Source organism: Streptomyces sp. JN8 (genome assembly GCF_055808075.1).
The window spans coordinates 835,302-861,204 of sequence record NZ_CM147852.1 but is presented as its reverse complement, the minus strand read 5'-3'; the positions used below and the strand labels follow the sequence as shown (position 1 = coordinate 861,204).

23 protein-coding genes are annotated in these 25,903 nt (G+C 74.1%); 13 read left to right on the top strand and 10 right to left on the bottom strand.

Features of this window, described 5'->3' with window-relative positions; genetic code table 11:
• The first annotated feature begins 189 nt into the window (after positions 1–189).
• The 6 genes from ACY0MR_RS03790 to ACY0MR_RS03765 are packed head-to-tail and all read left to right on the top strand — an operon-like array spanning position 190 to position 7,743.
• Positions 190–1,698, top strand: a complete 1,509-nt coding sequence (locus ACY0MR_RS03790) for an aldehyde dehydrogenase family protein (RefSeq protein WP_361862359.1) — start codon at positions 190–192, stop codon at positions 1,696–1,698.
• Positions 1,695–3,221: a GMC family oxidoreductase gene (locus ACY0MR_RS03785; RefSeq protein WP_361862362.1), complete on the top strand. Its 1,527-nt coding sequence runs from the start codon at positions 1,695–1,697 to the stop codon at positions 3,219–3,221. The genes ACY0MR_RS03790 and ACY0MR_RS03785 overlap by 4 nt, the downstream gene beginning before the upstream one ends.
• Complete coding sequence (locus tag ACY0MR_RS03780) at positions 3,218–4,288, top strand: quaternary amine ABC transporter ATP-binding protein (RefSeq protein WP_404078836.1); 1,071 nt, start codon at positions 3,218–3,220, stop codon at positions 4,286–4,288. The genes ACY0MR_RS03785 and ACY0MR_RS03780 overlap by 4 nt, the downstream gene beginning before the upstream one ends.
• Complete coding sequence (locus tag ACY0MR_RS03775; RefSeq protein WP_473559088.1) at positions 4,288–4,800, top strand: hypothetical protein; 513 nt, start codon at positions 4,288–4,290, stop codon at positions 4,798–4,800. The genes ACY0MR_RS03780 and ACY0MR_RS03775 overlap by 1 nt, the downstream gene beginning before the upstream one ends.
• Positions 4,797–6,767, top strand: coding sequence for an ABC transporter permease subunit (locus tag ACY0MR_RS03770; protein ID WP_473559086.1), 1,971 nt, complete (start codon positions 4,797–4,799; stop codon positions 6,765–6,767). The genes ACY0MR_RS03775 and ACY0MR_RS03770 overlap by 4 nt, the downstream gene beginning before the upstream one ends.
• A gap of 1 nt (position 6,768) precedes the next feature.
• On the top strand, positions 6,769–7,743 hold the full coding sequence (locus ACY0MR_RS03765; RefSeq protein WP_361861275.1) for an ABC transporter substrate-binding protein: 975 nt from the start codon (positions 6,769–6,771) through the stop codon (positions 7,741–7,743).
• Positions 7,744–7,785: 42 nt separating this feature from the next.
• On the opposite strand, the gene ACY0MR_RS03760 is transcribed toward ACY0MR_RS03765, so the two are convergent.
• Complete coding sequence (locus ACY0MR_RS03760) at positions 7,786–9,012, bottom strand: cation:proton antiporter (RefSeq protein ID WP_473559083.1); 1,227 nt, start codon at positions 9,010–9,012, stop codon at positions 7,786–7,788.
• Between the two features lie 133 nt (positions 9,013–9,145).
• Entirely contained in the window at positions 9,146–10,201 is a 1,056-nt protein-coding gene (locus tag ACY0MR_RS03755) for a GlxA family transcriptional regulator (protein WP_473559081.1), read from the bottom strand.
• 123 nt (positions 10,202–10,324) lie between these two features.
• Between ACY0MR_RS03755 and ACY0MR_RS03750 the strand changes: the two genes are divergently transcribed.
• The 3 genes from ACY0MR_RS03750 to ACY0MR_RS03740 all read left to right on the top strand — a co-directional run bounded on the left by ACY0MR_RS03750 (position 10,325) and on the right by ACY0MR_RS03740 (position 13,813).
• Positions 10,325–11,248: an NADP-dependent oxidoreductase gene (locus ACY0MR_RS03750; RefSeq protein WP_473559079.1), complete on the top strand. Its 924-nt coding sequence runs from the start codon at positions 10,325–10,327 to the stop codon at positions 11,246–11,248.
• Between the two features lie 333 nt (positions 11,249–11,581).
• Entirely contained in the window at positions 11,582–12,349 is a 768-nt protein-coding gene (locus ACY0MR_RS03745; protein WP_473559077.1) for an SDR family NAD(P)-dependent oxidoreductase, read from the top strand.
• Positions 12,350–12,667: 318 nt separating this feature from the next.
• Positions 12,668–13,813, top strand: coding sequence for a DUF475 domain-containing protein (locus ACY0MR_RS03740; RefSeq protein ID WP_473559075.1), 1,146 nt, complete (start codon positions 12,668–12,670; stop codon positions 13,811–13,813).
• Between the two features lie 131 nt (positions 13,814–13,944).
• Here the strand turns inward: ACY0MR_RS03740 and ACY0MR_RS03735 are convergent, their stop codons facing one another.
• The 4 genes from ACY0MR_RS03735 to ACY0MR_RS03720 all read right to left on the bottom strand — a co-directional run bounded on the left by ACY0MR_RS03735 (position 13,945) and on the right by ACY0MR_RS03720 (position 18,308).
• Complete coding sequence (locus ACY0MR_RS03735) at positions 13,945–15,231, bottom strand: DUF2254 family protein (protein WP_473559073.1); 1,287 nt, start codon at positions 15,229–15,231, stop codon at positions 13,945–13,947.
• Between the two features lie 163 nt (positions 15,232–15,394).
• Positions 15,395–16,144 (bottom strand): ABC transporter permease, encoded by a 750-nt coding sequence (locus tag ACY0MR_RS03730; protein ID WP_473559071.1) that lies wholly within the window; start codon positions 16,142–16,144, stop codon positions 15,395–15,397.
• A gap of 68 nt (positions 16,145–16,212) precedes the next feature.
• Positions 16,213–17,721: a DUF4246 domain-containing protein gene (locus tag ACY0MR_RS03725; protein WP_404078855.1), complete on the bottom strand. Its 1,509-nt coding sequence runs from the start codon at positions 17,719–17,721 to the stop codon at positions 16,213–16,215.
• A 131-nt stretch (positions 17,722–17,852) separates the two neighbouring features.
• Positions 17,853–18,308 carry an SsgA family sporulation/cell division regulator gene (locus ACY0MR_RS03720; RefSeq protein ID WP_388794518.1) on the bottom strand — a complete coding sequence of 152 codons (456 nt, stop codon included), beginning with the start codon at positions 18,306–18,308 and terminating at the stop codon, positions 17,853–17,855.
• Between the two features lie 319 nt (positions 18,309–18,627).
• Here ACY0MR_RS03720 and ACY0MR_RS03715 point away from each other — a divergent pair, with 319 nt between their 5' ends.
• The 3 genes from ACY0MR_RS03715 to ACY0MR_RS03705 all read left to right on the top strand — a co-directional run bounded on the left by ACY0MR_RS03715 (position 18,628) and on the right by ACY0MR_RS03705 (position 19,632).
• Entirely contained in the window at positions 18,628–18,999 is a 372-nt protein-coding gene (locus ACY0MR_RS03715; RefSeq protein WP_388794515.1) for a PRC-barrel domain-containing protein, read from the top strand.
• 94 nt (positions 19,000–19,093) lie between these two features.
• Positions 19,094–19,321 (top strand): DUF6479 family protein, encoded by a 228-nt coding sequence (locus ACY0MR_RS03710; RefSeq protein ID WP_392863793.1) that lies wholly within the window; start codon positions 19,094–19,096, stop codon positions 19,319–19,321.
• 101 nt (positions 19,322–19,422) lie between these two features.
• On the top strand, positions 19,423–19,632 hold the full coding sequence (locus ACY0MR_RS03705; RefSeq protein WP_392863792.1) for a hypothetical protein: 210 nt from the start codon (positions 19,423–19,425) through the stop codon (positions 19,630–19,632).
• 174 nt (positions 19,633–19,806) lie between these two features.
• Here ACY0MR_RS03705 and ACY0MR_RS03700 read toward each other — a convergent pair whose 3' ends face one another.
• Positions 19,807–20,790, bottom strand: a complete 984-nt coding sequence (locus ACY0MR_RS03700; RefSeq protein WP_388794506.1) for a glutathione S-transferase family protein — start codon at positions 20,788–20,790, stop codon at positions 19,807–19,809.
• A gap of 198 nt (positions 20,791–20,988) precedes the next feature.
• On the opposite strand from ACY0MR_RS03700, the gene ACY0MR_RS03695 reads away from it, so the two are divergent.
• Entirely contained in the window at positions 20,989–21,213 is a 225-nt protein-coding gene (locus ACY0MR_RS03695; protein ID WP_388794503.1) for a DUF6458 family protein, read from the top strand.
• An 81-nt stretch (positions 21,214–21,294) separates the two neighbouring features.
• Here ACY0MR_RS03695 and ACY0MR_RS03690 read toward each other — a convergent pair whose 3' ends face one another.
• From ACY0MR_RS03690 to ACY0MR_RS03680, 3 genes are all read right to left on the bottom strand, one after another.
• Positions 21,295–23,190, bottom strand: coding sequence for a glycoside hydrolase family 5 protein (locus tag ACY0MR_RS03690; protein ID WP_473559066.1), 1,896 nt, complete (start codon positions 23,188–23,190; stop codon positions 21,295–21,297).
• 192 nt (positions 23,191–23,382) lie between these two features.
• Positions 23,383–23,847: a hypothetical protein gene (locus tag ACY0MR_RS03685; protein ID WP_392863790.1), complete on the bottom strand. Its 465-nt coding sequence runs from the start codon at positions 23,845–23,847 to the stop codon at positions 23,383–23,385.
• A 132-nt stretch (positions 23,848–23,979) separates the two neighbouring features.
• Positions 23,980–25,713 carry a thiamine pyrophosphate-dependent enzyme gene (locus ACY0MR_RS03680; protein WP_392863789.1) on the bottom strand — a complete coding sequence of 578 codons (1,734 nt, stop codon included), beginning with the start codon at positions 25,711–25,713 and terminating at the stop codon, positions 23,980–23,982.
• Positions 25,714–25,903: the final 190 nt, after the last annotated feature.

Sequence of the window (25,903 nt, the reverse complement as noted above, 5' to 3'; positions counted from 1 at the left end):
GGGCCTCCTTCGGCCGGAACGGGCCACACCTCGACCGATCGGCGATATGCCCGGATTACGCCCGCTTGAAGCGTGACGACGGCCACTCTCCGCAAGGCATTCCGCATGGATGTCCGCACCCCGGGCAGGCGGCCGAACCGCCGGTGACACCGGCAGGGGGATTCAGAGGAACGAAAGGCCATACCCGACGTGACGGCAGCACAACAGACCATCCATGTGGGCGGAGAATGGCGCTCGGCCCTGTCCGGCGCCACGCGCGAGATCATCGACCCCGTCGACGAGACCGCTTTCGCGATCGTGGCGGAGGGCGGTGTCCCGGACACCGACGAAGCCGTGAACGCGGCGCGGGCCGCCTTCGACGACGGATCCTGGCCGCGCACGCCGGTCGCCGAGCGCGCCGCCCTCCTGCGGCGGGTCGCCGCCCTCCTGGAGCGCGACCGCGAGCGGATCGGCGCCCTGGAGAGCCAGGACGCGGGCAAGACCCTGGAGGAGGGCCGCGTCGACGTCGACTGCGTCCGTGACGCCTTCCTCTACTTCGCCGACCTCGTCGAGAAGGAGGACGGCGGACGGGTCGTCGACGCCGGATCGAACGACATCCACAGCGTCGTCGTGCACGAGCCCGTCGGCGTCTGCGCCCTGATCACGCCGTGGAACTACCCGCTGCTCCAGGCCAGCTGGAAGATCGCGCCCGCCCTCGCGGCCGGCAACACCTTCGTGATCAAGCCCAGCGAGATCACACCGCTGACCACGGTCGTCCTCGTCGAGCTGCTCATGGAGGCCGGACTGCCCCTCGGCGCGGCCAACATCGTCACCGGCCCCGGCCACACCGTCGGCGCCCGGCTCGCCGAGCACCCCGGCGTCGACCTCGTCTCCTTCACCGGCGGACTCGTCAGCGGCACCAAGGTCGCCCGCGCGGCCGCCGACAGCGTGAAGAAGGTCGCCCTCGAACTCGGCGGCAAGAACCCCAACGTCGTCTTCGCCGACGCCTGCGCCACCGCCGAGGGCTTCGACACCGCCGTGGACCAGGCGCTCAACGCCGCCTTCATCCACAGCGGCCAGGTCTGCTCCGCCGGCTCCCGCCTCATCGTCGAGGAGTCGCTGCGCGAGCGCTTCGTCGCCGAACTCGCCCGCCGGGCCGAGCGGATCCGGCTCGGCCGCGGCACCGACCCGGGCGTCGAGTGCGGCCCCCTGGTCTCCGCCGCCCAGCTCGCGCGCACCCAGGAGTACGTGGCCTCCGCCCTCGGCGAGGGCGCGGTCCTGCGTGCCGGCGGCGAGCGGCCCGCCGGCCCCGGCTACTTCTACCGGCCCACCGTCCTCGACCGCTGCCACCGCGGCATGCGGGTCGTCCGCGAGGAGGTCTTCGGCCCCGTCCTCACCGTCGAGACCTTCCGCACCGAGGAGCAGGCCGTCACCCTCGCCAACGACACCGAGTACGGCCTCGCCGGCGGCGTCTGGACCTCCGACGAGAACCGCGCCCGGCGGGTCGCGGCCCGACTGCGCCACGGCACGGTCTGGATCAACGACTTCCACCCCTATCTGCCGCAGGCGGAGTGGGGCGGCTTCGGCAAGTCCGGCATCGGCCGCGAGCTGGGCCCCACCGGCCTCGCCGAGTACCGCGAGGCCAAGCACATCTACCAGAACCTCGCTCCGCGCCCCGTGCGCTGGTTCGCGGGCACGACGGCGAAGGACCAGGCATGAACGACTCCCACCTGTACGACTACGTCGTCGTCGGCGGGGGCACCGCCGGCTCCGTCATCGCCTCCCGGCTGACCGAGGACCCGGACGTCACCGTCGCCGTCATCGAGGGCGGCCCCAGCGACGTCGGCCGCGACGACGTGCTCACCCTGCGCCGCTGGATGGGCCTGCTCGGCGGCGAGCTGGACTACGACTACCCCACCACCGAGCAGCCCCGGGGCAACTCGCACATCCGCCACAGCCGCGCCCGGGTCCTCGGCGGCTGCTCCTCGCACAACACCCTCATCGCGTTCAAGCCGCTGCCCTCCGACTGGGACGAGTGGGCCGAGGCCGGCGCCGACGGCTGGGACGCGGCCGCCATGGACCCCTACTTCGCCCGGCTGCGCAACAACATCGTCCCCGTCGACGAGGCCGACCGGAACGCGATCGCCCGGGACTTCGTCGACGCGGCGCAGACCGCGCTCGGCGTCCCCCGCGTCGAGGGCTTCAACCGGCAGCCCTTCCACGAGGGCGTCGGCTTCTTCGACCTCGCCTACCACCCCGAGGACAACAAGCGGTCGTCCGCCTCGGTCGCCTACCTGCACCCGTTCCTGGACCGGCCGAACCTGCACATCGCCCTGGAGACCTGGGCGTTCCGCCTGGAGCTGGAGGGCACCCGCGCCACCGGCGTCCACATCCGCACCCAGGACGGCGCCGAGCACGTCGTACGCGCCCGGCGCGAGGTCCTGGTCTGCGCGGGAGCCGTGGACACCCCGCGGCTGCTCCTCCACTCCGGCATCGGCCCGCGCGCCGACCTGGAGAAGCTCGGCATCCCCGTCGTGCACGACCTGCCGGGCGTCGGCGAGAACCTGCTCGACCACCCCGAGTCGGTCATCGTCTGGGAGACCCACGGCCCCATCCCGGAGAACTCCGCCATGGACTCCGACGCCGGACTCTTCGTCCGCCGCGACCCGGAGTCCGAGGGGCCCGACCTGATGTTCCACTTCTACCAGATCCCCTTCACCGACAACCCCGAGCGGCTCGGCTACGAACGGCCCCCGCACGGCGTGTCGATGACCCCCAACATCCCCAAGCCGCGCAGCCGCGGCCGGCTCTACCTGACGAGCGCCGACCCCGAGGTCAAACCCGCCCTCGACTTCCGGTACTTCACCGACGAGGACGACTACGACGGCCGGACCCTCGTCGACGGCATCCGCATCGCCCGGGAGATCGCGGCCCGTGAGCCGCTCGCCGGCTGGCTGAAGCGCGAGGTGTGCCCCGGCCCGGAGATCACCTCCGACGAGGAGCTCAGCGCCTACGCCCGCAAGGTCGCGCACACCGTCTACCACCCCGCCGGCACCTGCCGGATGGGCTCCGCCGACGACGAACTCGCCGTCGTCGCACCCGACCTGCGCATCCGGGGCCTCGACGGCGTCCGGATCGCCGACGCGTCCGTCTTCCCGACCATGACCGCCGTCAACCCGATGATCGGGGTGCTCATGGTCGGCGAGAAATGCGTGGACCTCCTGGAAGGGGCCCGACGATGACCCACCCGCCGCAGGACACCGCCGCACCCGTCTTCTCCGTACGCGAGCTGTGGAAGGTGTTCGGCCCGAAGGCCGAGCGCGTGCCCGCCGACCCGGAGCTCGCCTCCCTCGACGCCGCGGAGCTCCGCGAGCGGACCGGCTGCACCGCCGCCGTCCGCGACGTCTCCTTCGACGTCCGCAAGGGCGAGGTCTTCGTCGTCATGGGCCTCTCCGGCTCGGGCAAGTCGACCCTCGTCCGCTGCCTCACCCGGCTCATCGAGCCGACCGCGGGCACCGTCGCCCTCGACGGCGAGGACGTGCTGTCCATGGACGGCGGCCGGCTCCGCGAACTGCGCCGCCACCGCGCCGCCATGGTCTTCCAGCACTTCGGGCTGCTCCCGCACCGCACGGTGCTCGACAACGTCGCGTACGGCCTGGAGATCCAGGGCGTCGGACGCGGCGAACGCCGCTCCCGTGCCGCCGAGTTCGTCACCAAGGTCGGCCTGGAGGGCATGGAGCACCGCAGGCCGGGCCAGCTCTCCGGAGGCCAGCAGCAGCGCGTCGGGCTCGCCCGCGCGCTCGCCGTCGACCCCGAGGTCCTGCTCTTCGACGAGCCGTTCAGCGCGCTCGACCCGCTCATCCGCCGGGACATGCAGGAAGAGGTCGTCCGCCTGCACCGGGAGGAGGGCCGCACCATGGTCTTCATCACCCACGACCTCAGCGAGGCGCTGAAGCTCGGCGACCGCATCGCGCTGATGCGCGACGGCCGGATCGTGCAGCTCGGCACCCCGGAGGAGATCGTGGGCGCCCCCGCCGACGACTACGTCCGGGACTTCGTCCGGGACGTGCCGCGCGAGCAGGTGCTGACCGTCCGCTCGGCGATGCGCCCCGCGGTAGCCGACGAGAGCGAGGCCGGTCCCGCGCTCGCGCCGAGCGCCACCGTCCACGAGGCCATCGAGGCCGTCGCCCGGACGGGCGGCAACGCCCGGGTGGTCGAGAACGGCCGCTGCCTCGGCGTGGTCGACCACGTGGGACTCCTCGGCGTCGTCGCCGGGGTCCCCGCAGCGCCCCGGAAGGCGGTGGCCTGATGTACGCCCACACGACCTGGCCGCCGCCGGGCCCGAAGGCCCCGCACCCGGTCGGCGCCCCGATCTCCGGCGCTCGTGCCGCCGCGGGCACCACGATGCCTGCCGCGGCCCTGCCGCCGGGCACGGAGGCAGGGCACCGGGTCGGCGCCCCGATCTCCGGCGCTCGCCCGGGCACCACGACGTCTGCCGCGGCCCTGCCGCCGGGCACGGAGGCCCCGCACCCGGTTGGCGCCCCGATCTCCGGCGCTCGTGCCGCCGCGGGCACCACGACGTCTGCCGCGGCCCTGCCGCCGGGCACGGAGGCAGGGCACCGGGTCGGCGCCCCGATCTCCGGCGCTCGCCCGGGCACCACGACGTCTGCCGCGGCCCTGCCGCCGGGCCCGAAGGCCCCCCACCCGGTCGGCGCCCCGATCCCCGGCGTGCGCGCCGCCGCGGGCAGCACCACGCCCGCCGCCCCGCTTCCGGTGTGCGCCGCGACCGGCCCCCGCTTCCTCGGGCGGTGGGGCCGATGACCGCCACCGCCACCCCCGCCTCTCCCCGCCCCACGGCCGCCTCCGGCGGGCCCGGTGCGCTGCGCGCGCTCGCGCGGCACCGCGGCCGGCTGATCGCCGGCGGCGCGGCCCTCGCGCTCCTCCTCGGGGCCCTGCTCCTGGGCGGCGGCAGCTGGCCCGGCTCGCTCGCCGTCGACCTGTCGGGGCCGCTCGGCCGCACCAGCGACTGGATCATCGACAACCGCGACGGCCACCCGCTGTTCCTCTACTTCCTCGGACACGTCAGCAACGCCGTGGTCGTGTCCGTCCGCGCGGTGTACCTGCTGCTGCTCGCCCTCGGCTGGGCCGGCGTCACCGCCGCCGCGGGCCTGCTGGCCTGGCGGGTCGCGGGCGTCCGGCTCGCCCTGACGTCCGTCGTCGCCTTCGGCGCCTGCGGGCTGCTCGGCATGTGGGTGCCCACCATGCAGACCCTCGCCCTGATGGTCGTCGCCGTCGCCGCGTCCGTCCTGCTCGGCGGCGCCCTCGGCCTGGCCGCCGGCCTCTCGGACCGGATGGACCGCGTCCTGCGGCCGGTCCTCGACACCATGCAGGTCCTGCCGGCCTTCGCGTACCTCCTGCCCGTCGTCCTGGTCTTCGGCATCGGCGTCCCCGCGGCCGTCCTCGCCACCGTCGTCTACGCCGCCCCGCCGATGGCCCGGCTCACCGCGCTCGGACTGCGCGGCGCGGACGCCGGCGTCATGGAGGCGGCCGCCTCCCTCGGCGCCACCGGACGGCAGCGCCTGCTGACGGCCCGGCTGCCGCTGGCCCGCAAGGAGCTCCTGCTCGGCCTCAACCAGTCGATCATGATGGCGCTCGGCATGGCCGTCATCGCGTCCGTCATCGGCGCGGGCGGCCTCGGCGACCGCGTCTACCAGGCGCTGGCCTCGGTCGACGTGGGCGCCGCGCTCGCCGCCGGCGTGCCCATCGTGCTGCTCGCCGTCGTCCTGGACCGCGTCACCGCGGCGGCCGGGGCGAGGATCGGCGCGGCCCCCGCCCGCGGTTCGCGGACCGGTTGGACGGTCGCCCTCGCGGTGACCGCCGCGGTCGCCGTCGCCGGCCGTCTCACCGACCGGCTCGGCTGGCCCGACGCGTGGACGGTCGACACGGCCGAGCCCGTCAACCGGGCCGTCGACTGGATGACCGCCCACCTGTACTCCGGCGTGCCCGTCGTCGGCGGCACGGCCGACTGGGCCGCCCGGTTCACCACCTGGGTCCTCAACCCCCTGCGCGACGGCCTGCAGTGGCTGCCGTGGTGGTCGGTCCTGCTGGTGGTCGGCGCCCTCGCCCTGCTCATCGGCACCTGGCGCACCGCCGCGACCGCCGTCCTCGCGATGGCCGCGATCGGCGTCCTCGGCGTCTGGGACCCGGCCCTCGACACCCTCTCGCAGGTGCTGGCCGCCGTCGCCGTGACCCTCGTGCTCGGCTTCGCCCTGGGCGTCGCCGCCGCCCGCAGCACCCGCCTGGGCCGCGCGCTGCGCCCGGTGCTCGACGTCTTCCAGACGATGCCGCAGTTCGTGTACCTGATCCCCGTGGTCGCGCTGTTCGGCGTGGGCCGCGCCCCGGCGGTCGCGGCCGCCGTGGTGTACGCGCTGCCCGCCGTCGTGCGGATCACCGCCCAGGGCGTCCGCGCGGTGGACCCGGCCGCCTTGGAGTCCTCCCGGTCGCTGGGGGCGACCGGACGCCAGCAGCTGCTCCAGGTCCAACTGCCGCTCGCCCGGCCCGCGCTGCTGCTCGCCGTCAACCAGGGCGTGGTCCTGGTCCTCGCCGTCGTCGTCATCGGCGGCCTCGTCGGCGGCGGCGCGCTCGGCTACGACGCGGTCTTCGGCCTCGCCCAGGGCGACCTGGCGACCGGACTCGTGGCCGGAGCGGCGATCGTCTGCCTCGGCCTCGTCCTCGACCGCGTGACCCAGCCGACGCAGCGCCGCGACCTCGCCGGAAAGGGGGCCTGAGATGGCTCGCACCCGCCTCGCACTCGGCGGCACCGCCCTGGTGACCGCCGCCGCCCTCGCAGCCGGTCTCACCGGCTGCGGAGCCGCCGACATGACCCGCCAGGCCTCTCCGTACGCCGACGCCAAGGGCTCCCGCACGGTGACGCTCTCCGTGCAGTCCTGGGTGGGCGCGCAGGCCAACGTCGCCGTCGCCCAGTACCTCCTGGAGAAGGAGCTCGGCTACCGGGTGGACACCGTGCAGATCGACGAGGTGCCCGCCTGGGACGCGCTCAGCCAGGGCCGGGTGGACGCCATCCTGGAGGACTGGGGCCACCCCGACCAGGAGAAGCGGTACATCGACGACAAGGGGACGATCGCGCGCGGCGGCGACCTCGGGGTGACCGGTCACATCGGCTGGTTCGTCCCGACGTACTTCGCCGAGCAGCACCCCGACGTCACCGACTGGAAGAACCTGGACAAGTACGCCGACGAGTTCCGCACGGCGGAGAGCGGCGGCAAGGGCCAGCTCCTGGACGGCTCCCCGTCGTACGTGACGAACGACAAGGCGCTGGTGAACAACCTGGACCTGGACTACCAGGTGGTGTTCGCGGGCTCGGAGGCGGCGCAGATCACCCAGATCAAGCAGTTCGCCAAGGAGAAGAAGCCCTTCCTGAGCTACTGGTACAAGCCCCAGTGGCTGTTCGAGAAGGTCCCCATGACGGAGGTGCGACTGCCCGCCTACAAGGAGGGCTGCGACGCCGAACCGGAGAAGGTGGCCTGCGCGTACCCGCACACGCCCCTGCAGAAGTTCCTCAACGCCCGCTTCGCGGACGGCGGCGGCGACGCGGCCGCCTTCCTGAAGAAGTTCCGCTGGACTACCGACATGCAGAACGACGTCGCCCTGATGATCGCGGAGCAGAAGCTCTCTCCACGGGAGGCGGCCCGCCGCTGGGTCGAGGGGAACGAGGCCACCTGGCGGACCTGGCTCCCCGCCTGACGGAGCGGTGCCGGGCGGGCCGGGCCCCCGGCCCGCCCGCCGTCACCCGCCGGCCCGGGGCTCCGGCGCGGTACGCCGGCCCCGGGCGTAGCGCCGGCCCAGGGGTTCGGCGCTCAGCCCGTGCAGCACGACGCTGACCATGACGGTGATCACCATCACCCGGGAGACGAAGTCGCCCCCGCCGGCCCCCCGCAGCTCGATCGCGGCGAGCAGGCCGAAGACCACCGAGGCCACGCCCCTCGGCCCCATCCACCCCAGGAACAGCCGGTCGGACCGGGACAGGTCCGTCCCGGCGAGGGCCAGCAGCACGGGCACCACGCGCACCAGGGTGCAGGCGAGGACGGCGTACAGGACGACGGTGAGGTGGAAGCCGTCCCAGAACTCGTCGCTGACCAGCTGGCCGAAGAGGAACCACAGCGCCAGGGTCGACAGGGTGGCCAGATCGTCCGTCATCTTCACGGTGTCCTCGGGCAGATGACGCAGCGCGGGGGCGACGCAGAGCCCGGCGACGAACGCGGCGACGAACCCGTTGCCGCCCAGGGCGAGGGACAGGGAGTACGCGGCGACGGGCACGCTCAGCACCGCGAGCCTCGTCGCGGTGGGCAGCGCCCAGCCCCGGGACCAGGACCGGCGCAGCAGCCGGCCGGACACCGTGCCGACCAGCGCGCCGGCGCCGACGGCCCAGCCCGCCGCCCCGACGGCGTCGAGGAGGGCCTCGGCGTAGTCCTCGCCCGCCGTCCGGTACTCGGCGGCCGCGGCGACGCAGACCAGGAAGACGGGGGAGACCACCCCGTCGCTGAGTCCGCCCTCGACGTTGAGGAGCTCCCGCAGGCGGGCCGGGATGCGCGCGTCCCGGACGACGGCCGTGGCGGGTGCGAGGTCGAGCGGGACGACGACGGTGGCCAGGGTGGCCAGGACCCAGCCGGGCCGGTCGGGGAAGAAGGCGAGCGCGGCCAGGAAGGCGGCGCCCAGGGTGAGCGGCAGGGCGACGCCGAGGAGCCGGGTGACGATCCGCCTCTCGCGCCGGACGGCCCCCGCCGGCACCTCGGTCGCGTCGACGAAGAGGAGGAGGGCGAGGACGACCTCCACCGCGTGCTCGAACCCGGCCAGGTCGCCGAAGTCGAAGACGAGCGGCGGGTCCGAGCCGCTGGTGAGGGCGATGCCCGTCGCCATCATGGCGATCGGCGCGGTGATGCTCCACAGCGCGAGCCGGCGCGAGAGGACGCACCAGGTGAACAGAATGCCCGCGATGACGGTGACGGCGAACAAGGCATCCGTGCTTTCGGAGAGGCTCGGTCCCGGCGGGTTCGTCCCGGCGTTGCAGCGTAGGACGAACGCCGGGCCGCCCCGCGCCAGCACGCCGACGGCGGTCCGCCCGGGGTGCCGCGCACCGGGGGACCGCTCACCCGGATGGGCGCGTCTCCGCTCTGCCTCCCGCCGGGCCGTCGGTGCCGAACGCCCGGCGGTAGGCGGCGGGCGAGACCCCGAAGGCCGTCCGCATGTGCGCGCGCAGCGAGTTCCCGGAGCCGAGGCCCGCGCGGTGGGCCACCAGGTCGATCGGGAGGTCCGTCGTCTCCAGCAGCTGGCGGGCCAGCTCCAGGCGCTGGGCCGTCAGCCACTGCACCGGGGTCGAGCCGACCTCGTCGCGGAACCGGCGCGTGAAGGACCGCAGGCTCATCCGGGCGTGCTCGGCCAGCCGGGCCAGGGTGAGCGGCTCGGACAGGTGCTCCAGGGCCCAGGCGCGGGTGGCGGTGGTGCTGGCCAGGGTGGGCTCCGGCACGGGCCGGTCGATGAACTGGGCCTGGCCGCCGTCCCGCCACGGGGGCACCACGCACATGCGGGCGGCGCGGTTGGCGACCGAGGCGCCGTGGTCGCGGCGGATCATGTGCAGGCACAGGTCCACCCCGGCCGCCACGCCCGCCGAGGTCAGCACGTCGCCGTCGTCGACGAAGAGCACCTCCTCGTCCAGCTTCACCCCGGGGTAGGCCCGGCGGAACTCGGGGGCCAGGTTCCAGTGGGTGGTGGCGGGCCGGCCGTCGAGCAGTCCGGCGGCGGCGAGCACGTACGACCCGGTGCAGATGGACACCAGCCGGGTGCCGGGCCGGATGCCGGCGATGGCCGCGGCCACCTCGGGGGGCAGCGGGCCGCCGCGGCCCAGCTCAGGCATGGCGTGCGTGGGCGGGACGACCACGGTGTCGGCGGCGGCGAGGGCCTCGGGCCCGGCCGCGGGCTGCACCGTGAAGCCGGCGTCGCTGAGCACGGGGGCCCCGTCCGCCGTGCAGATCACCACCTCGTACAGGGCGTGCCCGTCCGCGTCCTCGGCGCTGCCGAAGACCCGGGAGGGGATGCCGAGCTCGAACGGGGGCACCCCGGGCAGCGCCAGTACGGCCACCCGGTGCGGAGCCTCGGGCGCCGTCCGCGGGCTGTGCGGCCTCGTCCGGTCGACTGTCTCGGTCATGGCCAGATCCTGTCACATGCTGGCCGAACGGCCAACACCGTCCGGTCGTCCCGTACCGGATCGTGGACGCGTCGCCGCCGGAACGGTCCGGTGGCCGAACGAGAAGGAAACGAGGCGGACAGCATGCGTGCGGTGGTCGTGGAGCAGTGGGGCGGACCCGAGACCCTGGTCGAGCGCGAGGTGGAGCGCCCGGAGCCGGGCCTCGGTGAGGTCCTGGTGCGGGTCCACGCGGCCGGTGTGAACCCGGTCGACTGGAAGACGCGAGCCAGTGGGGGCCTGATCGAGTGGGGCGCGGTCCCGGCCGTCGGCTGGGACGTCTCCGGCACCGTGGAGGCCGTGGGTCCGGGCGTCGGGATCCTCCGCCCCGGCGACGAGGTCTTCGGCATGCCGCTCTTCCCCCGGCAGGCGGGCGGCTACGCCGAGTACGTGGTGGCACCGGCCCGGCACCTCGCCCCCAAGCCCGCCTCACTGACCCACGTGGAGGCCGCGGCCCTCCCGCTCGCGGCGCTCACCGCCTGGCAGGCCCTGGTCGACGCGGCGGACGTCCGCCCCGGTGAGCGGGTGCTGGTGCACGCGGCGGCCGGCGGCGTCGGGCACCTCGCGGTGCAGATCGCCAAGGCCCGCGGCGCGTACGTCATCGGCACGGCGAGCGCGGCCAAGCACGACCTGGTGCGGGAGCTGGGCGCCGACGAGGTCGTGGACTACCGCGAGACCCCCTTCGAGGACGTCGTCTCGGACGTGGACGTGGTCCTGGACGGCATCGGCGGCGAGACGGCGGAGCGCTCCCTGAGGGTGCTGCGCCAGGGCGGCCGGCTGATCACCCTGCCGGGCCCGGACGACGTCCCCGCCGCGCAGGACGGCGTACGCGCGTCCTGGGTCCTGGTGGAGCCCGACCACCTCGGCCTGCGGGAGATCGCCGCCCTGGTCGAGGCCGGGCGGCTGCGGCCGGTGGTCGAGGTCGTCGTACCGCTCGCGGAGGCGGCGAAGGCCCACGAGATCGGCGAGCGGGGCCGGACGACGGGCAAGATCGTGCTGGAGATCGCCTGAGGAGAGGCGCCGGGCGGTGGCGGGCGGTACGAGGGGTCCGCGCGTGCGGGGACGACGGGGGAGCCGCCGACGGGCACCCGGCGGCCGGAGGGCCCGGCCGCCGGCGCATCCGGCCGGCCGGAGCGGCGGAGGGGTGCTTCGAGCCCTGGGGCGGGAGCGGACGGCGGAGGGGTGCTTCGAGCTCTGTGGCGCGAGCGGACGGCGGCCTGACAGCCCGACGGCCGGAGTGCCCGGACGGGCCCTGGCGCCGGGAGCGCTCCCGAGCCGCCTCCGGGCGCGCAGGGGCCGCCGTGCAGAATGGCCGGCGCCCCGTCCCCGCTCGGAAGGCCCCCGATGAACCTGCCCGCTTCCGGCCGCCGCGTCCTCGTCAGCGGTGCCTCCCGAGGCCTCGGCCGTGCCGTCGCCCGGGCGTTCGCCGCCAACGGCGACCGGGTCGCCGTCCACTACGGCTCGCGCGTCGAGGAGGCCCGGCTGGCCCTGGAGTCCCTCGACGGCACGGGCCACGCCCTGGTCGGAGGCGACCTGGGGGACCCGGCCGGAGTGGCGGCCGTCGCCGACGCGGCGGCCGGGGCGCTCGGCGGGATCGACGTCCTCGTCAACAACGCGGCCGTGAACGTCCGCCACCCCCTCCCCGAGACCCCTTACGAGGAGTGGGTCGAGGTCTGGCAGCGGCACGTCACCGTCAACCTGCTCGCCACCGCCCAGCTCAGCCATCTCGCGGCCCGCCGGATGATCGACCAGGGCACGGGCGGACGCATCGTGAACATCGGCTCCCGCGGAGCGTTCCGCGGCGAACCCGACCACCCCGCCTACGGCGCCACGAAGGCCGCCGTCCACGCGCTCGGCCAGTCGCTCGCGGTCTCCCTCGCCCCGTACGGGATCGCCGTCGCCTCGGTCGCGCCCGGATTCTTCGCCACGGAACGGGTCGCGCCGCGCCTCGAAGGGGCGGAGGGCGCGGCGATCCGCGCCCAGAGCCCGTTCGGCCGGGTGGCCGAGCCCGCCGAGATCGCGGCGGCCGTCCTGTGGCTCGCGTCCCCGGCGGCGGAATGGTCGTCCGGAACCATCCTCGACCTCAACGGAGCGTCACACCTGCGGAGTTGACCCGTCGGGTGATCGTCTCGCCGGGCCGCGCACGGCCCCCGGTCAACTGCTGCCCCGTAAAGGTGATTTCGGGCATACCGCGAGAACGGTGCATCGGGGGCATATGGCAGCTCGTGTACGAGGTGCCGCGACGGAGCCGGGCGGGAGCTCCTGAACGGCGCCTTGGGTAAAGGCTGTTCACGGGTGCGCCGCGAGCCGGACCGGATCCGCGGCTCGGGCGGCGTGTGGACGGCGGGTGTCTCGCTCTAGACTTGGTCAGTATTTGGCAAAGACAGGTACGGCGCGGGGGAGGCCCCGCTCGAAACGATTGGGTAGCCAGTGGTTCTGAAGACGTTCGGCTGGTCGTTCGCGGTGACCGCGCTCGGCCTCGTCGCGGCGGTGCTCTACGGGGGTTGGGCGGCCTTCGGGATCGTGGCGATCCTCTCCATCCTGGAGATCTCGGTGTCGTTCGACAACGCCGTGGTCAACGCCGGGATCCTGAAGAAGATGAGTGCCTTCTGGCAGAAGATCTTCCTCACCATCGGTGTGCTGATCGCGGTCTTCGGCATGCGACTGGTCTTCCCCGTCGTGATCGTGGCGATCAGCGCCAAGGTGGGCCCCATCGAGGCGGTCGACCTCGCGGTCAACGACGCCGAGCGCTACGAGCAGCTCGTCACCGACGCGCACCCGTCGATCGCGGCCTTCGGCGGCATGTTCCTGCTGATGATCTTCCTCGACTTCATCTTCGAGGACCGCGACATCAAGTGGCTCGGCTGGCTGGAGCGGCCGCTGGCCAAGCTCGGCAAGATCGACATGCTCTCGGTCTGCGTCGCGCTCGTCGTCCTGGCCGTCAGCGCCATGACCTTCGCGGTCCAGGCCCACCAGCACGGCGGCGCGCACGTCGACAAGACGGCGACCGTCCTGCTCTCCGGCGTCTTCGGCCTCATCACGTACCTCGTCGTCGGCGGGCTCTCCGGCTACTTCGAGAACAAGCTGGAGGAAGAGGAGGAGCGCGAGCACGAGGCCGAGGAGGAGGCCAAGCGCACCGGCAAGAACGTCCCCGTGGTCGTCATGGCCGGCAAGGCCGCCTTCTTCATGTTCCTCTACCTGGAGGTCCTCGACGCCTCCTTCTCGTTCGACGGTGTCATCGCCGCCTTCGCCATCACCAACGACATCGTGCTGATGTCCCTGGGCCTCGGCATCGGCGCCATGTACGTGCGGTCGCTGACGGTCTACCTGGTCCGCCAGGGCACCCTCGACGACTACGTCTACCTGGAGCACGGCGCGCACTACGCGATCGGCGCGCTGGCCGTGATCCTCATGATCAGCATCCGCTACCAGATCCCCGAGGTCGTCACCGGCCTCATCGGCGTGATCCTGATCGCCTGGTCCTTCTGGTCCTCCGTCCGCCGCAACCGCAGGCTGGCGGCGGAGGACGGCGGACGGACCGCCGAGGAGAAGGCCGAGGTCCCCTCGGGCGTCTAGCCGGACGCGTCGACACGGCAGCGCCCCCGCGGACCACAGGCCCGCGGGGGCGCCGCCTTGTCGGGCACGGGCACGGGCCCCGGGACCCGCGGGCGCACGGCCGAGCAGCCGCCGGGACCCGCCTCCACGGCCTAGTCGCGGGACCCCGCCCCGTCGCGGAGGAACGGGGGACGGCCGGAAAGCTGCTGGTCCGTCCACGCGAGGCGCTCCTCCAGCGGCGGCCGGAGCCTCGCCGGAGCGACGGACAGCACTCCGGTCAGGAGCCTGCGGCAGCGTGCGAGCACCAGCGGCATGGCGGGGGCCACGACGAGGATCTCGTCCAGACCGACCCGGAGGAGGTCGTCCCACCCCGCCACCGGCAGGAACACCCGCACCGCGCCGGACGCGTCGGGGATCGCCCGGGTCGTCCGTACGACCGGGCCCGCGGCGGCACGGCGCAGGAGGTCCTCGACGGCGTCCAGGGCCTGCACCGCGGTGGCCGGATCGTTGATCGCGGAGGACAGCGCCCGCAGTCCGATGTCGGAGAGCAGCCGGAAGGCGAGCACCGGATCCTGGTGGAAGGTCCGCTCGGGACCGGCCAGAACCGCCCCCAGGACGTCGGCCTCCGCGACGGTCCCGTGGTGCACGTCGGCCACCACGTCGCCTTCGTAGACGACGTCCCCGACCTTCACCCGCAGGACGACCGTCGCCCCGCCCCGCCGCGCCGCCTCCACCAGCGGAACCAGACGGAACTGCTCGACCAGCACGGACGGGCCCCGCCAGAGCACCGAGGCGGCGGCGGGCCCGTGCGGAGGGGCGTCCGGCGCCCGCGCCCGCGGTGCGCCCGGTCCCCGGGCGGATTCCCGCGGTCCGGCCGTACCGTCCGGCGGGCCGTACACGTCGAGGGCCCGCAGACCACGGTCGCGCAGCTCGTCCAGGACGTGCGCCAGCTGGATCGACCGCAGCGCGACCAGCTGGAGGCGGCGGACCAGTACGAACGCGGCGGCGGCCATGACCAGGGCCGCGATCGGGACCGCCACGGACACCGTGGGGCGCGAGCCGATCGCGAGCACCGCGGTCACGGAGTAGACCAGCACCCCGAGGACGAACGCGAACACGCGCCACACCATCGGGTCGGACCGGAACAGCGCGAGTCGGTGGCTGAAGTTGCCCGCGGCCCACTGCACGACGAGGAACATCAGCGAGAAGATCAGCGTGGTGACGCTGAGGACGCCCACGCCGAGCACGTTGAGCACGGCCACCGCGCGGTCCGCGGCGACCCGTGAACCGCCGTCGACCGCGGGCAGCAGGATGCCGAGCACGACCGCCACGCCGACGGCCACACCGTGGGCGAGGCCGGCGCGCAGGGCCCGCCGCGGGCGGACGACCCGCTCGACGGAGTGCCCCGCTTCGCCCGCCGCCCCGGGCGGCTCAGCCACGACCCGTCCCGGGCGCGCGGCCCCGCGACCAGCGGCGGCTCGTGAGCGTGCGCATCGCCACCTCCCCGTCTCGGCGTCTGCCCCCACTCTGCGTCCCGCCCGCCGGGCCCGCCCGTGCTGTCGTGCGAACGGATGAGGCGGCGCCGGCCGGGGAGGCCGGGACTCAGCGGGCCTCGGCCCGGACGAGACGGCCGCGGGTCACGAGTTCCAGGGTGACGGCGGCGGCCACGGCCTGGACCAGGAGCAGGGCGACCAGGACGAAGAGCTGGACGGCGCCCGCGTGCAGGGGCGACGCGCCGCCGAGGAGCATCCCGACGAAGGCACCGGGCAGGGTGACGAGACCGACCGTGCGGGTCTGGTCCATGCCGGGGAGCAGCGCGTCGGAGGCGGCCTCGCGCGCCACCTCCATGCGTGCTTCGCGGACCGTCAGTCCGATCGCGAGTCCGGCCTCGACCTCGCCCCGGCGCACGGCGAGTTCGTCGAGCGAGCGCCGCCCCGCCAGCACGGTGGCGGTGAGCGCCCCGCCGATGAGGATGCCGGTCACCGGCACGAGGGAGACTCCCCGGGCCGGCACCACCCCGGTGAGCAGCAGCGCCACGACCACGGGGAACACCGCCGCCGCGATCGGTACGGCGGCCCACGGCCAGGCCCGTCCGGGCGCGGGGACGACCCGCCGGCCGGCGGTGCGCACCGTCACCGCGTACATCAGGAGCAGGAAGCAGAGCAGGAGCGGGAGGGCGCGGACCACCCAGCCGATCACGAGGGAGACGGCGACGAGCTGGACGGCGGAGCGGGCACCCGCGAGCAGGGTGTCGCGGGGGCGGCCGAGCCGGGCGACCGCGACGACCGCGGTGGCCAGCACGAGGAGGACCGCGAGGAGCGCCGCGAACGTGACGTTCACAGAGAGCAGCACGCGCCCACCCTAGGGGCCGTCCCGCGGACCGGGGGCCGGACGGGATCCGGACCGGCCCCCGGCGCCGGTCAGTGCTCGCAGAGGGAGAACTCCCGCTCGTAGACCTGCTCGTTGTGCTCGTCGACGAAGAACTTGCGTTCCTTCATGAGCTCCTCGCGGAAGGTCTCGGCCTGCTCGCGCGTCATGGTCGAGGTCTCGGCCCAGGGCTGCTGCGGCGGCACGTCTGACGTCGAGACGATCTTCTGCTCCGGGTCGACCAGGAAGAACGCCAGGATCTTCCGGTGCCCCGGCCGGGTGGGATCCGCGAGGCGGAACGAGCCGACGCGGTGCTGGAGCACGTTCGGGAAGGCCAGGCAACGGCCCTCCGGCGTCGCGGCCGACCCGAGGAGCTGGTTCAGCGCGTCCTCGTCCTCCAGGCCGTAGACCTCGCGGAGGCCGCCGTCGTCGTTCTGCTCGTAGTCCGGGTCGTCGAGGGCCGTCCGGAAGCTCAGGCCGCTCTCGGTGATGTTCTCGTTGTCCCAGTAGTAGATGCCGGTCGAGACGATGCGCTCGTTCATCATCCCCTCCACGTGCCACGACCCGCCGGCGTACTCGGGCTTCTCCGGCGTGAGGTGGATGGTGGCCAGCTTCACGATGACCTGGAGACCGCGGCCGCGCAGGTCGACCCGCTCGGAGGCGTCCGGCATCGCGGGCGCGGTGAACGCGGGGGCGTCCGGGACGACCGGGCGGCGGTTCTCCCACCACGCGTCGTAGGCCTCGTCCCAGGCGCGGCGTGCCTCCGCGAAGGCCGCGTCGTCGGCGTAGGAGGCCTTCTCCGGACGCTTCGGCGACGGCTCGTACCAGCCCCAGGGGTCGGCCTCGATCCTGAGCGGCCGCGGGTGGCGCAGGTCGGTCAGCACGCTCTCCCAGAGCGGGCGCATGCGCCCGACCAGCTCCGGCAGGACCGAGAGCAGGTCGCGGTGCTTCTCCGGGTGGACGTTGTTGACGTACGAGCGGAAGGAGACGGCGCCGTCGTCCGCGACGTCGACGTCCGTCGGCAGCCACTGGAACCGCTCCGAGAACTCGTACTTCGTGTACGGCGTCGCCGGGTTGTTCCAGGTCTCCTCGGGGGCCCCGCTCGCCTCCCGCACCAGGCAGAACAGCGAGGGGTGGACGAGGTCCAGCACCTGGCCGTCGGAGCCGGGGTGCCAGTCCCGTTCCTCCTCGGGGACCTCCTCCAGCACCCGGACCGCCTCGCGCAGCCGCTCCCTGAGCGCGGCGTCGACCAGCGTGTCCGACTGCCACACCCCGTCCACGGCCGACACCTCGGCGCCGGTCCCGCCGTCCCGCAGCGCGGCGTAGTGCGCGAGCTCGTCGAGCACGTAGCGGACCTGGGCCTCGGTGAGACCCTGGGCGACCGCCTCCCGCGTCCACCGGGCGACGATCCCGGCGTCGTTCCTCTTCTCGGACCAGTCCGGCTTGGACCGGATGTGCGCGCTGCACTGCGTCATCTGCAGTTCCCGCAGCGTGCGCGGTTTCGCGTACGGAGCGGAACGCGCGGTGTGAAAGGGCAGCGGGAAAGCGGACATGCCGGTCAACTCTCTGGATCCTCCGGGTCGGTGTGCGGTGGCGGGAAGCCTACTTCAGGGCACTGACACCGTGGTCCGGGCACGGGACGGGCCCGGGGCGGGGCCGGACCGGAGGACATCGGGCACGGCCGCGCGACGGCCTACGGCCGGGCGAAGAGCTGGGAGGCCTCGGCCGCCCAGTCGATCCGCCCGGCCTCCTCGCCGTCCGGCACGACCTCGTACGTCTCCGCCAGCCAGCTCCGCAGCCCGGCGCGGTCGACGTCGACGGTGGCGAACGCCTCGGCCGGACCCAGCCGCAGGCGGACGACCCCCTCCTTGCCTTCGGTGCGCAGCGGACAGAGGCGGATGTCGCCCTCGCCGCTCAGGACCCGGGTGCCGGAGCGGAGCAGCTCCCGGGAGAACGTCCAGTGGATCTCCACTCCGAGCGGGAGCCGGAACGTCGTCCGTACGGCCCAGGGATCGTCCGGGTCGTAGCGGAAGGTGGTGTCGACGGGCCGGCCGAACCTTCCTCGGAGCTGACGGGCCGTCGTGCGCCACGAGCGGACCAGCGGTGAGCCGGGCGGCCCGGTCGTCTTGTGCAGGGGCGATTCAGACATGGTGACCAGTTCCGTGGGGACTCGCACCACTGCGTCAGCGGCGCCGTGTCTCTGCTCGTAACCCCGCACCGGGATTTCACGCCTCCCGGGCGGAAGGCACGCGTCCGCGAGCGGGACGCGAGCGCGCGAGGCGCACCGCCCGCGGCGCCCCTCCGCGGACGACGGGTGGGACGACGGGTGGGACGCCGGGTGATTGACCCGCCCGACCCGGGGCAGGCGGTCGCCAGGCGGGGAACGCACCCGCCGCGCACGGCACATCGACGAGGAGGGCGACGGCGATCCGCCGAACGCCCCCGCCGACCGGAGGAGTTGTTTTCTCGTGACTGAGCACGCGTGGGCCTACAAGTCGACCGCGGGGCACCTGGCCGGCACCGACCTGACCGGCTACAGGGTCGAGGCGACCGACGGCCACGTCGGCAAGGTGGACAAGCACTCCGACGAGGTCGAGGACGCGTACCTGGTCGTGGACACCGGGGTCTGGATCTTCGGCAAGGAGGTCCTCCTCCCCGCCTCCACCGTGGTGAGCATCGACCTGGAGGCGCAGACGATCTTCGTCGACCGCACCAAGGAGCAGATCAAGGACGCCCCCGAGTTCCACCGGGAGAAGCACCTCGAGGACCCCGGCTACCGCTCCGAGCTGGGCATGCACTACGGACTCGGAGGCAGCCCCTACGGCGGCCCGATGATCTGAGGACGCTCCGGAACGGCGCCCGCATGGATGACCTGAGGCGGGGTACCCGCCGGATCCGGGCATGCCGCTCCGGTACCGACAGGAAGGCGTTTCCATGCACATTCCGACCGTGACCGCCGCACCGCTCGCCGCAGGCGGATCCCCCGCGCTGCTGCTGATCCTGGTCGGTGCCCTGGTCGCCGTGCTGCTGATCGCCGCCTTCTGGTGGGGATCCCGCCGCGCGGCCCGCAGAAGGGCCGCCACCGCGCCGCCCGCCCAGCCCCCGGCCGCCGCGGCCCGCCGCGACTCCTGGACGGCCCCGGACGACCGACCGGAGCAGTGAGACGCGTCCCGCCGCCCGCGGAGGCCGATGCCTCCGACGGTCCCGGCGGACCGTCCGCAGACCGTGCCCCGCCGCGCGGAGCACGAGGGAAGGAGCTCGCTGTGAACGCACACGAGCGGAGTAGCCGCCCGTCCCGCACCACCCCCTCCGAAGCAGAGGGGGAGAGCGGGGACGAAGAGGCGCGGAAGAAGGCGCGGGACGCCGTGAAGGGCCGCGCGGGGGACACCGACCGCGAGGGCGCCGACGGCCACCGGGCCAAGAGTCAACGTCCCGGGATCGGACGCGAGGAACAGACCGAGCAGAGCCCTTGACCCCGTGACACCCGCCCGGCCGCGGTCACCGCGGCCGAGGGGGGTGACCGTGATCCGTGCGCAGCGCCCGCCCCGGTCCACTGGGGCGGGCGCTGCGCGTTCCGGAGGCCGTGTCCCGCCGCCACGCCTGCCGCGCACCCGTGTGCTCCCCCATGGACGCGGGGGAGCACACGGTCAGATCCGCGGGACGCGCTCGGCCGGGGGCGGCGGGGGAGGCGGGGTCCCGTCGCCGAACGGGCGGCCGACGAGCTCCTCCCGGCCGTGCGGCGACAGCCAGGCGCGGACGTCCGGGCCCGCGGGGACGATCCCGGTCGGGTTGATGTCGTGGTGGACCACGTAGTAGTGCGCCTTGATCTGCGCGAAGTCGACGGTGTCCCCGAACCCGGGGGTCTGGAACAGGTCCCGCGCGTAGCCCCACAGGGCCGGCATCTCGGTCAGCCGCTGCCGGTTGCACTTGAAGTGGCCGTGGTAGACGGCGTCGAAGCGCACCAGGGTCGGGAAGAGGCGGACGTCGGCCTCCGTGAGGGTGTCGCCGACCAGGTAGCGGCGCCCGGAGAGCCGCTCCTCCAGCCAGTCCAGCCGCTCCCAGAGGCGCGCGTAGGCCTCGTCGTACGCCCGCTGGCTCCCGGCGAAGCCGCACCGGTAGACACCGTTGTTGACGTCCCGGTAGACCTTGCCCGCCACGTCGTCGATCTCGTCGCGCCACCGCTCCGGGTAGAGCTCCGGCGCCCCGTCGCGCTGGTGGGCCGTCCACTGGCTGCCGAGGTCGAGCGTGATCCGCTCGAAGTCGTTGGTCACCACCGCGCCGGTGGGGACGTCGACGATCGCCGGCACCGTGACGCCCTTCGGATAGCCCGGCTCGCGCCGTTCGTACGCCTCCCGCAGCCAGTCGATGCCGAGGACGGGGTCCCGGCCGCCGGGGTCCAGGTGGAAGGCCCAGCTGCGCTCGTCGTGCAGGGGCCCGGCGAGCCCCAGGGAGAGCACGTCCTCCAGGCCCATCAGCCGGCGCACGATGGCGCTCCGGTTCGCCCACGGGCAGGCCCGCGCGACGACCAGGCGGTAGCGCCCGGGCTCCACGGCGTAGCCGTCCCGGCCGTCGGCCGTGATCCGGGTCGTGATGTAGGCGCGGTCGCGCTCGTACGAGCCGTCACCGGTCATGGTCTCCGTACCTCCCTGCCCGGCCTCCGACCGCCGTGACCGGCACCGGAGGGCCGCCTGCCGTCGGCTTCCGGACGGCTGCTACCCGTAGCGGCGCCTCCCATGCCCCGGCGCCGCCCCGAGCCCGGGCCCCCACCGGCGGATGAGAGCCGGGGACCGGGGTACGCGGGTGACGTCCGACCCGACAAGGGAGGAACCATGGGTCTGGGAGTCTGCATCATCCTGATAGCCGTCGGCGCGATCCTCACGTTCGCGTCCGACTGGGAGATCGAGGGGATCAACCTCGACCTGGTCGGGCTGATCCTGATGGCCGTCGGCATCATCGGCACCGCCGTGTACACCAGCATCCTGCGCCGCCGCCGGATGGTCGTCCCGCCGGTCGCCCCGACCATGACGGACGACGACCGGCACGGTCTGCGCTGAGGCGTACGACGCCCCGCCGTGCCGCCGGTGCGGAGCTCTGTGTCCGCACCGGCGGCGGACGCCTCCGTGACCCGACGGCCCTCAGAGGGGTCGGCAGAGGAGGGCGGCGGGCTTGTGGCCCCGGGCCCAGGCGCCGCTGTGCGCGACCCCGGCCGCGTACTCGTCGCTGCCGCACTGGCCCTTGTGGAAGCCGAGGGCGAACTCGCCGCCGGCCCCGCCGGCGGGACGGTTGTCGCCGCGGTCGAACCAGAGCGTGCGGCCGGTCCTCGGGAGCGCGCGGGAGGCCTCGGCGCAGAGCACCGAGGAGACGGCCCGGCCGCGGACGCCGTACCCGACCATGAACCGGTCGGCGGGGCACTGGAACTTCGTGTAGCCGCCGGCCCAGTCGCCGTCGGTGACGTACCGCTCGTCGGTGACGACGGTGAACCCTCCGGCGGGCGCGGCGAGTCCGCGGGCCCCGGTGTCGGTGCACAGCCCGCGCCCGCCGTCGTGGGAGAGCCCCGTGAGCCGCTGCCCGTCGGGGCAGGCCGCCTTGCGCGCGCCGCGGTCCCAGTCGCCCAGCGCGCGGACGCGGCGGGACTGGACGAAGTCGGTGTGGTCGGTGGTGAGCATGTCCCAGGTGTCGGCGACGGGTACGGCGCCGGTCCGGCCGGGGGCGTCGACGAGCCGCTGCCAGTGCGGGGTGCGCCAGTCGCCGCCGTCGAGGATGCCGGAGCGGCGTCCCCGGGCGTCGTAGTCGAGGAGCTTCCATCGGCCGTGGCCGGTGAAGCCGACGGCCGGCCAGTAGGCGAAGTCGGCGTCCTGCTCGACGAGGTAGTCGACGAAGTGCGCGAACCAGGTCCTGCCCTGCGGGTTGGACTCGTCGGCGCCGATGCCGAACTCGCTGATCCAGACGGGCGCGGTGTAGTGCCGCGCGGTGTCCCCGGCGACGAAGAGGGCCTGGCGCGTGAGGGTACGGAACAACTCCTCGCGGGAGAGCTCCTGGTAGCGCAGATCGCTGGTCTCTCCCGTGCCGGTGGCGCCGGTGTGGTGCGGTCCGGTGTAGCCGTAGAAGTGGGCCGAGTAGACGAGCTTGTCGGAGGCGACCAGCGTGTGGGACAGCTCGCGGGCCGGTTCCAGGGTGGGGCGGCCGTGCGGGGTGACGTCCGTCGGAACGCCCTGCCAGTTGATGCCCTCGACGATGACGAGCAGGTCCGGGTTGGCCTCGGTGAGCAGCCGGTCGCCGACCCGCTGGGAGGCGGCCCACCAGTCGTGGTCGTCGCCCCGGCCCCAGTTGGCGTCGTCCAGGACCGTGCGGCGGACCTCGTTGTAGAGGTCGGCGCCGACGACGCGCTTGTCGTCCCGGTAGCGCTTGGCGAGGAAGAGCCAGTCGGCCTCCCACTGCGCGGTGGACTGACTGGTGTTCCAGCGCTCGTTGCCGTCGAGCCCGCAGCACCAGCGCGAGGTGTTGGTGTGGTTGTTGAGGACGACGGCGAAGCCCTCCGCGGTCGTCGCCGCGATCACCGCGTCGAGGACCTGGAGCGGGGTCCGGCCCTTGAGCGACGGATTGGCCGCGACGGCGGCGTCCGGCACGGGCCGCTGGTCGTGCAGCATCTCGTTGGAGTACGGCAGCCGGATGCTGTTGGCCCCGAGCCGGTGGAAGTCGGCGAGGAGGGTCGCCAGAGGCACCCGGTCGAGACCGAGGGGGACCTGGTCGGACTTCTCGCCGTCGTGGTGGCTCGCGGGGTCGTTCACGTCCCCCGAGCCGTTGTACGAGCCCTGGGCGCCCTGCCAGTTCACGGACCGGAGCTTGAACCGGTCGCCGCGGGCGTCCACCACGTAGCGGCCGCGGGTGCTGAGGGGCGGCTGCCAGCTCTCCGCGAGCAGGGCGCCGGCGGGGCTGGGGGCGGACGTGCCCGCGCGGGCCGGTGCGGTGGTCGCCGGGACCCCGGCGACGAGGACCGCGGCGAGCGCGGTGCCCAGCAGTAATGTCTTCATGACGGCCGTTCGTGGGTGAGGGGTGGGAGCCGTGCCGCAGCATGCTCGCGTCAACGACGGCGCGTGACAAGACTCCGTACCCACAGGTAACCGCCGCCGGGTCCCCACAGCCGACCGCCACCCACCCCGCCACCGCACCCCCGTCGCAGCCGCCGCCTGCACGAAGACGGCTCCGGGGAGCCGGGGGAGGCCTCAGTGCCCCCGACGGCCCCGGCGCACGAGGAGCAGTGCCGCGAGCGCGGCCGCCGCCGCGATCAGCGGCGCGGGCCCGGTGGTCGCCGCCCTCGCGGCGCGACGGGCCTTCGCGCGCAGCGGCCCCGGTTCGCCGCCGCCGACGACGTGCCCGGCGCGGACCGCCGCGGCCCGCAGGTGCGCGACGACGTCCGCCGGGGTGTCCCGCAGCGCGTCGGGGGTGCTCTCCCTGACGAACCCGGCCGCGTGCCCCGCCGTCTCCCGCACCCGGTCGGTGGCCCGCCCGGCGATCTCCGTGCCCTGGTAGGCGAGTTCGGCAGCCTTGCTCCGGTTCTGGGCCTCGGCGTCCGCCGCGGCGGACGGAGCCCCCGCGGCCCGGTCGGGCTCCTCGGGCGTCGGTCCGACCCGTCCGTAAGGCTCATCGGTGCCGGGGGTGCCCGGATCCCGTGGGTTCTCGCTGCTCATCAGGTGTCCTTCCCTTCGCTCTCGGTCGCGTCGGACCGGTCCGGCCGACGCTCTGGCCGGCCCCGTCGGAACGGGGCCACCGGGGACGGCGAGCGGCTCGCCGGCCGGCCTCCGTCCCGTCGGAGGGGACCCTCAGCCGTCGGCCGACGGGAGGTTCTCCTTGATCTTGGCGATCGCGAAGCCCCAGCCCTGGGACACCGTCGGCTTGCCGGGCACGGCCACCTCGGCTGGGTTCGTCAGCACGTCCAGCAGCACCGGTCCGGGGGTCGCCAGGGCCCGGCGTACGGCCTCGTCGAGTTCTCCCGGCTCGGTGACGCGGATGCCGGTCAGGCCGATGGCCTCGGCCACCGCGGCGAAGTCCGGGTTGTCGAGGACCGTGCCGAACTCGGGCAGCCCCGCCTGTTCCTGTTCGAGCTTGACCATGCCGAGGCGGCGGTTGTCGAAGACGACCAGCTTCACCGGGAGCCGCTCGGACCGGATCGTCATGAGGTCGCCCAGGAGCATGCTCAGCCCGCCGTCTCCGCAGAAGGCCACGACCTGGCGGTCCGGCGCCCACAGCTGGGCGCCGATCGCCTGCGGCATCGCGTTGGCCATGGAGCCGAGGTTGTACGAGCCGATGAGCCGGCGGTCGCCGCGCATCCGCACGAAGCGCGACAGCCAGACCGTGGCCATCCCGGTGTCGGAGGTGAAGAGCGCGTCGTCGGCCGCGTGGCGGTCCACCGCGGCCGCCAGCGCCTCCGGGCGGATCTCCTCGTCCCGGTTGTCGAACACCGCCCGTACCCGCCCGAGCAGGTGGCCCTTGTCGTGGGCGGGGTCGGCGAGCCCCGCCTGGCCCTCCTCCCAGCGCAGGAACCGCTCGCGGGCCCCGTCGAGGTGGGAGCGCGAGGCGACGGGGGAGAGCAGCGGCAACAGGGCCCGCAGCGTCGCGCCGACGTCCCCCGCCAGGCCCACGTCCACGGGGACCCGGCGCCCCAGACGCTCCTCCCGGGTGTCGATCTGCACGACCCGGCAGTCCTTCGGATACCAGTCGCGGTAGGGGAAGTCGGTGCCCAGCAGGATCAGGGTGTCGCAGGAGTCGAGGGCGTGGGCGGCGGCCGGGTTGCCGATCAGGCCGGTCTGGCCGACCTCGTACGGGTTCTCGTGCTCGAACCCCTCCTTGCCCTTCAGCGTGAGCACCATCGGCGCGGCCAGGAGTTCGGCGGCGCGCAGCACCTCCTCGCGCGCGTCCCGGGCGCCCCGCCCCACGAGCAGGGTGACCCGTGAGCCCGCCGAGACGAGCTCCGCCGCCTCGGCCAGCGCCGGGTCGTCGGGCCGGGTCACGGCCGGGCGGGGCAGCGCGAACCGCAGGGGCCGGTCGTCCTCGACCTTCTGGTCGCCGAGGTCGCCGGGGACGGTCAGCACCGCCACGCCCCGGCCCGTCACGGCCGCGCGTACGGCGGACTCCAGCAGCCTCGGCATCTGGGCGGGGGAGGTCACCGTGGCCCGGTACACGGCCACGTCCCGGAACAGGAGGTCGTTGTCCACCTCCTGGAAGTAGTCGCCGCCCATCTCCGACAGCGGCACCTGGCCGCAGATCGCCAGCACCGGGGCGCCGCTCTTGGCCGCGTCGTACAGACCGTTCAGCAGATGGACCGAGCCGGGCCCCACGGTGCCCATGCAGACGCCCAGCCCGTCCGACAGCTGGGCGTGCGCGCCCGCGGCGAAGGCGGCCGCCTCCTCGTGCCGGAAGCCGGTCCACTCGATGCCGTCCGTGGTACGGATGGCATCGGTGAGGGGGTTGAGCGCGTCTCCGACGACGCCGAAGACGTGGCCGACGCCGAGGTCCGCGAGACCGTCGACGATCACTTGGGCGACGGTGCGAGTCATGGGTTCTCCTTCCGCGAAGAGTGACGAACCGGTCATCGGAGGGTGAACCGGTCCGGATGGGGCGCGTTCCAGTCGTCTGCCCACGGGGACGGAATCGAAGCGGCGGAGAGCGGCGGCCCCGCGCCGAGCCGTGCGTACAGGTCCGCACGGAACCGGACGGCGGCCGGGTCGATCCGCCGCGGCGGCATGC

What these genes read in the sequence shown, in the direction of transcription:
- ACY0MR_RS03785 (WP_361862362.1), top strand. Translation starts at nt 1,695, where the DNA reads ATGAACGACTCCCACCTGTACGACTACGTCGTCGTCGGCGGGGGCACC.
- ACY0MR_RS03780 (WP_404078836.1), top strand. Translation starts at nt 3,218, where the DNA reads ATGACCCACCCGCCGCAGGACACCGCCGCACCCGTCTTCTCCGTACGC.
- ACY0MR_RS03775 (WP_473559088.1), top strand. Translation starts at nt 4,288, where the DNA reads ATGTACGCCCACACGACCTGGCCGCCGCCGGGCCCGAAGGCCCCGCAC.
- ACY0MR_RS03770 (WP_473559086.1), top strand. Translation starts at nt 4,797, where the DNA reads ATGACCGCCACCGCCACCCCCGCCTCTCCCCGCCCCACGGCCGCCTCC.
- ACY0MR_RS03765 (WP_361861275.1), top strand. Translation starts at nt 6,769, where the DNA reads ATGGCTCGCACCCGCCTCGCACTCGGCGGCACCGCCCTGGTGACCGCC.
- ACY0MR_RS03755 (WP_473559081.1), bottom strand. Translation starts at nt 10,201, where the DNA reads ATGACCGAGACAGTCGACCGGACGAGGCCGCACAGCCCGCGGACGGCG.
- ACY0MR_RS03750 (WP_473559079.1), top strand. Translation starts at nt 10,325, where the DNA reads ATGCGTGCGGTGGTCGTGGAGCAGTGGGGCGGACCCGAGACCCTGGTC.
- ACY0MR_RS03745 (WP_473559077.1), top strand. Translation starts at nt 11,582, where the DNA reads ATGAACCTGCCCGCTTCCGGCCGCCGCGTCCTCGTCAGCGGTGCCTCC.
- ACY0MR_RS03720 (WP_388794518.1), bottom strand. Translation starts at nt 18,308, where the DNA reads ATGTCTGAATCGCCCCTGCACAAGACGACCGGGCCGCCCGGCTCACCG.
- ACY0MR_RS03710 (WP_392863793.1), top strand. Translation starts at nt 19,094, where the DNA reads ATGCACATTCCGACCGTGACCGCCGCACCGCTCGCCGCAGGCGGATCC.
- ACY0MR_RS03700 (WP_388794506.1), bottom strand. Translation starts at nt 20,790, where the DNA reads ATGACCGGTGACGGCTCGTACGAGCGCGACCGCGCCTACATCACGACC.
- ACY0MR_RS03695 (WP_388794503.1), top strand. Translation starts at nt 20,989, where the DNA reads ATGGGTCTGGGAGTCTGCATCATCCTGATAGCCGTCGGCGCGATCCTC.
- ACY0MR_RS03690 (WP_473559066.1), bottom strand. Translation starts at nt 23,190, where the DNA reads ATGAAGACATTACTGCTGGGCACCGCGCTCGCCGCGGTCCTCGTCGCC.
- ACY0MR_RS03685 (WP_392863790.1), bottom strand. Translation starts at nt 23,847, where the DNA reads ATGAGCAGCGAGAACCCACGGGATCCGGGCACCCCCGGCACCGATGAG.
- ACY0MR_RS03680 (WP_392863789.1), bottom strand. Translation starts at nt 25,713, where the DNA reads ATGACTCGCACCGTCGCCCAAGTGATCGTCGACGGTCTCGCGGACCTC.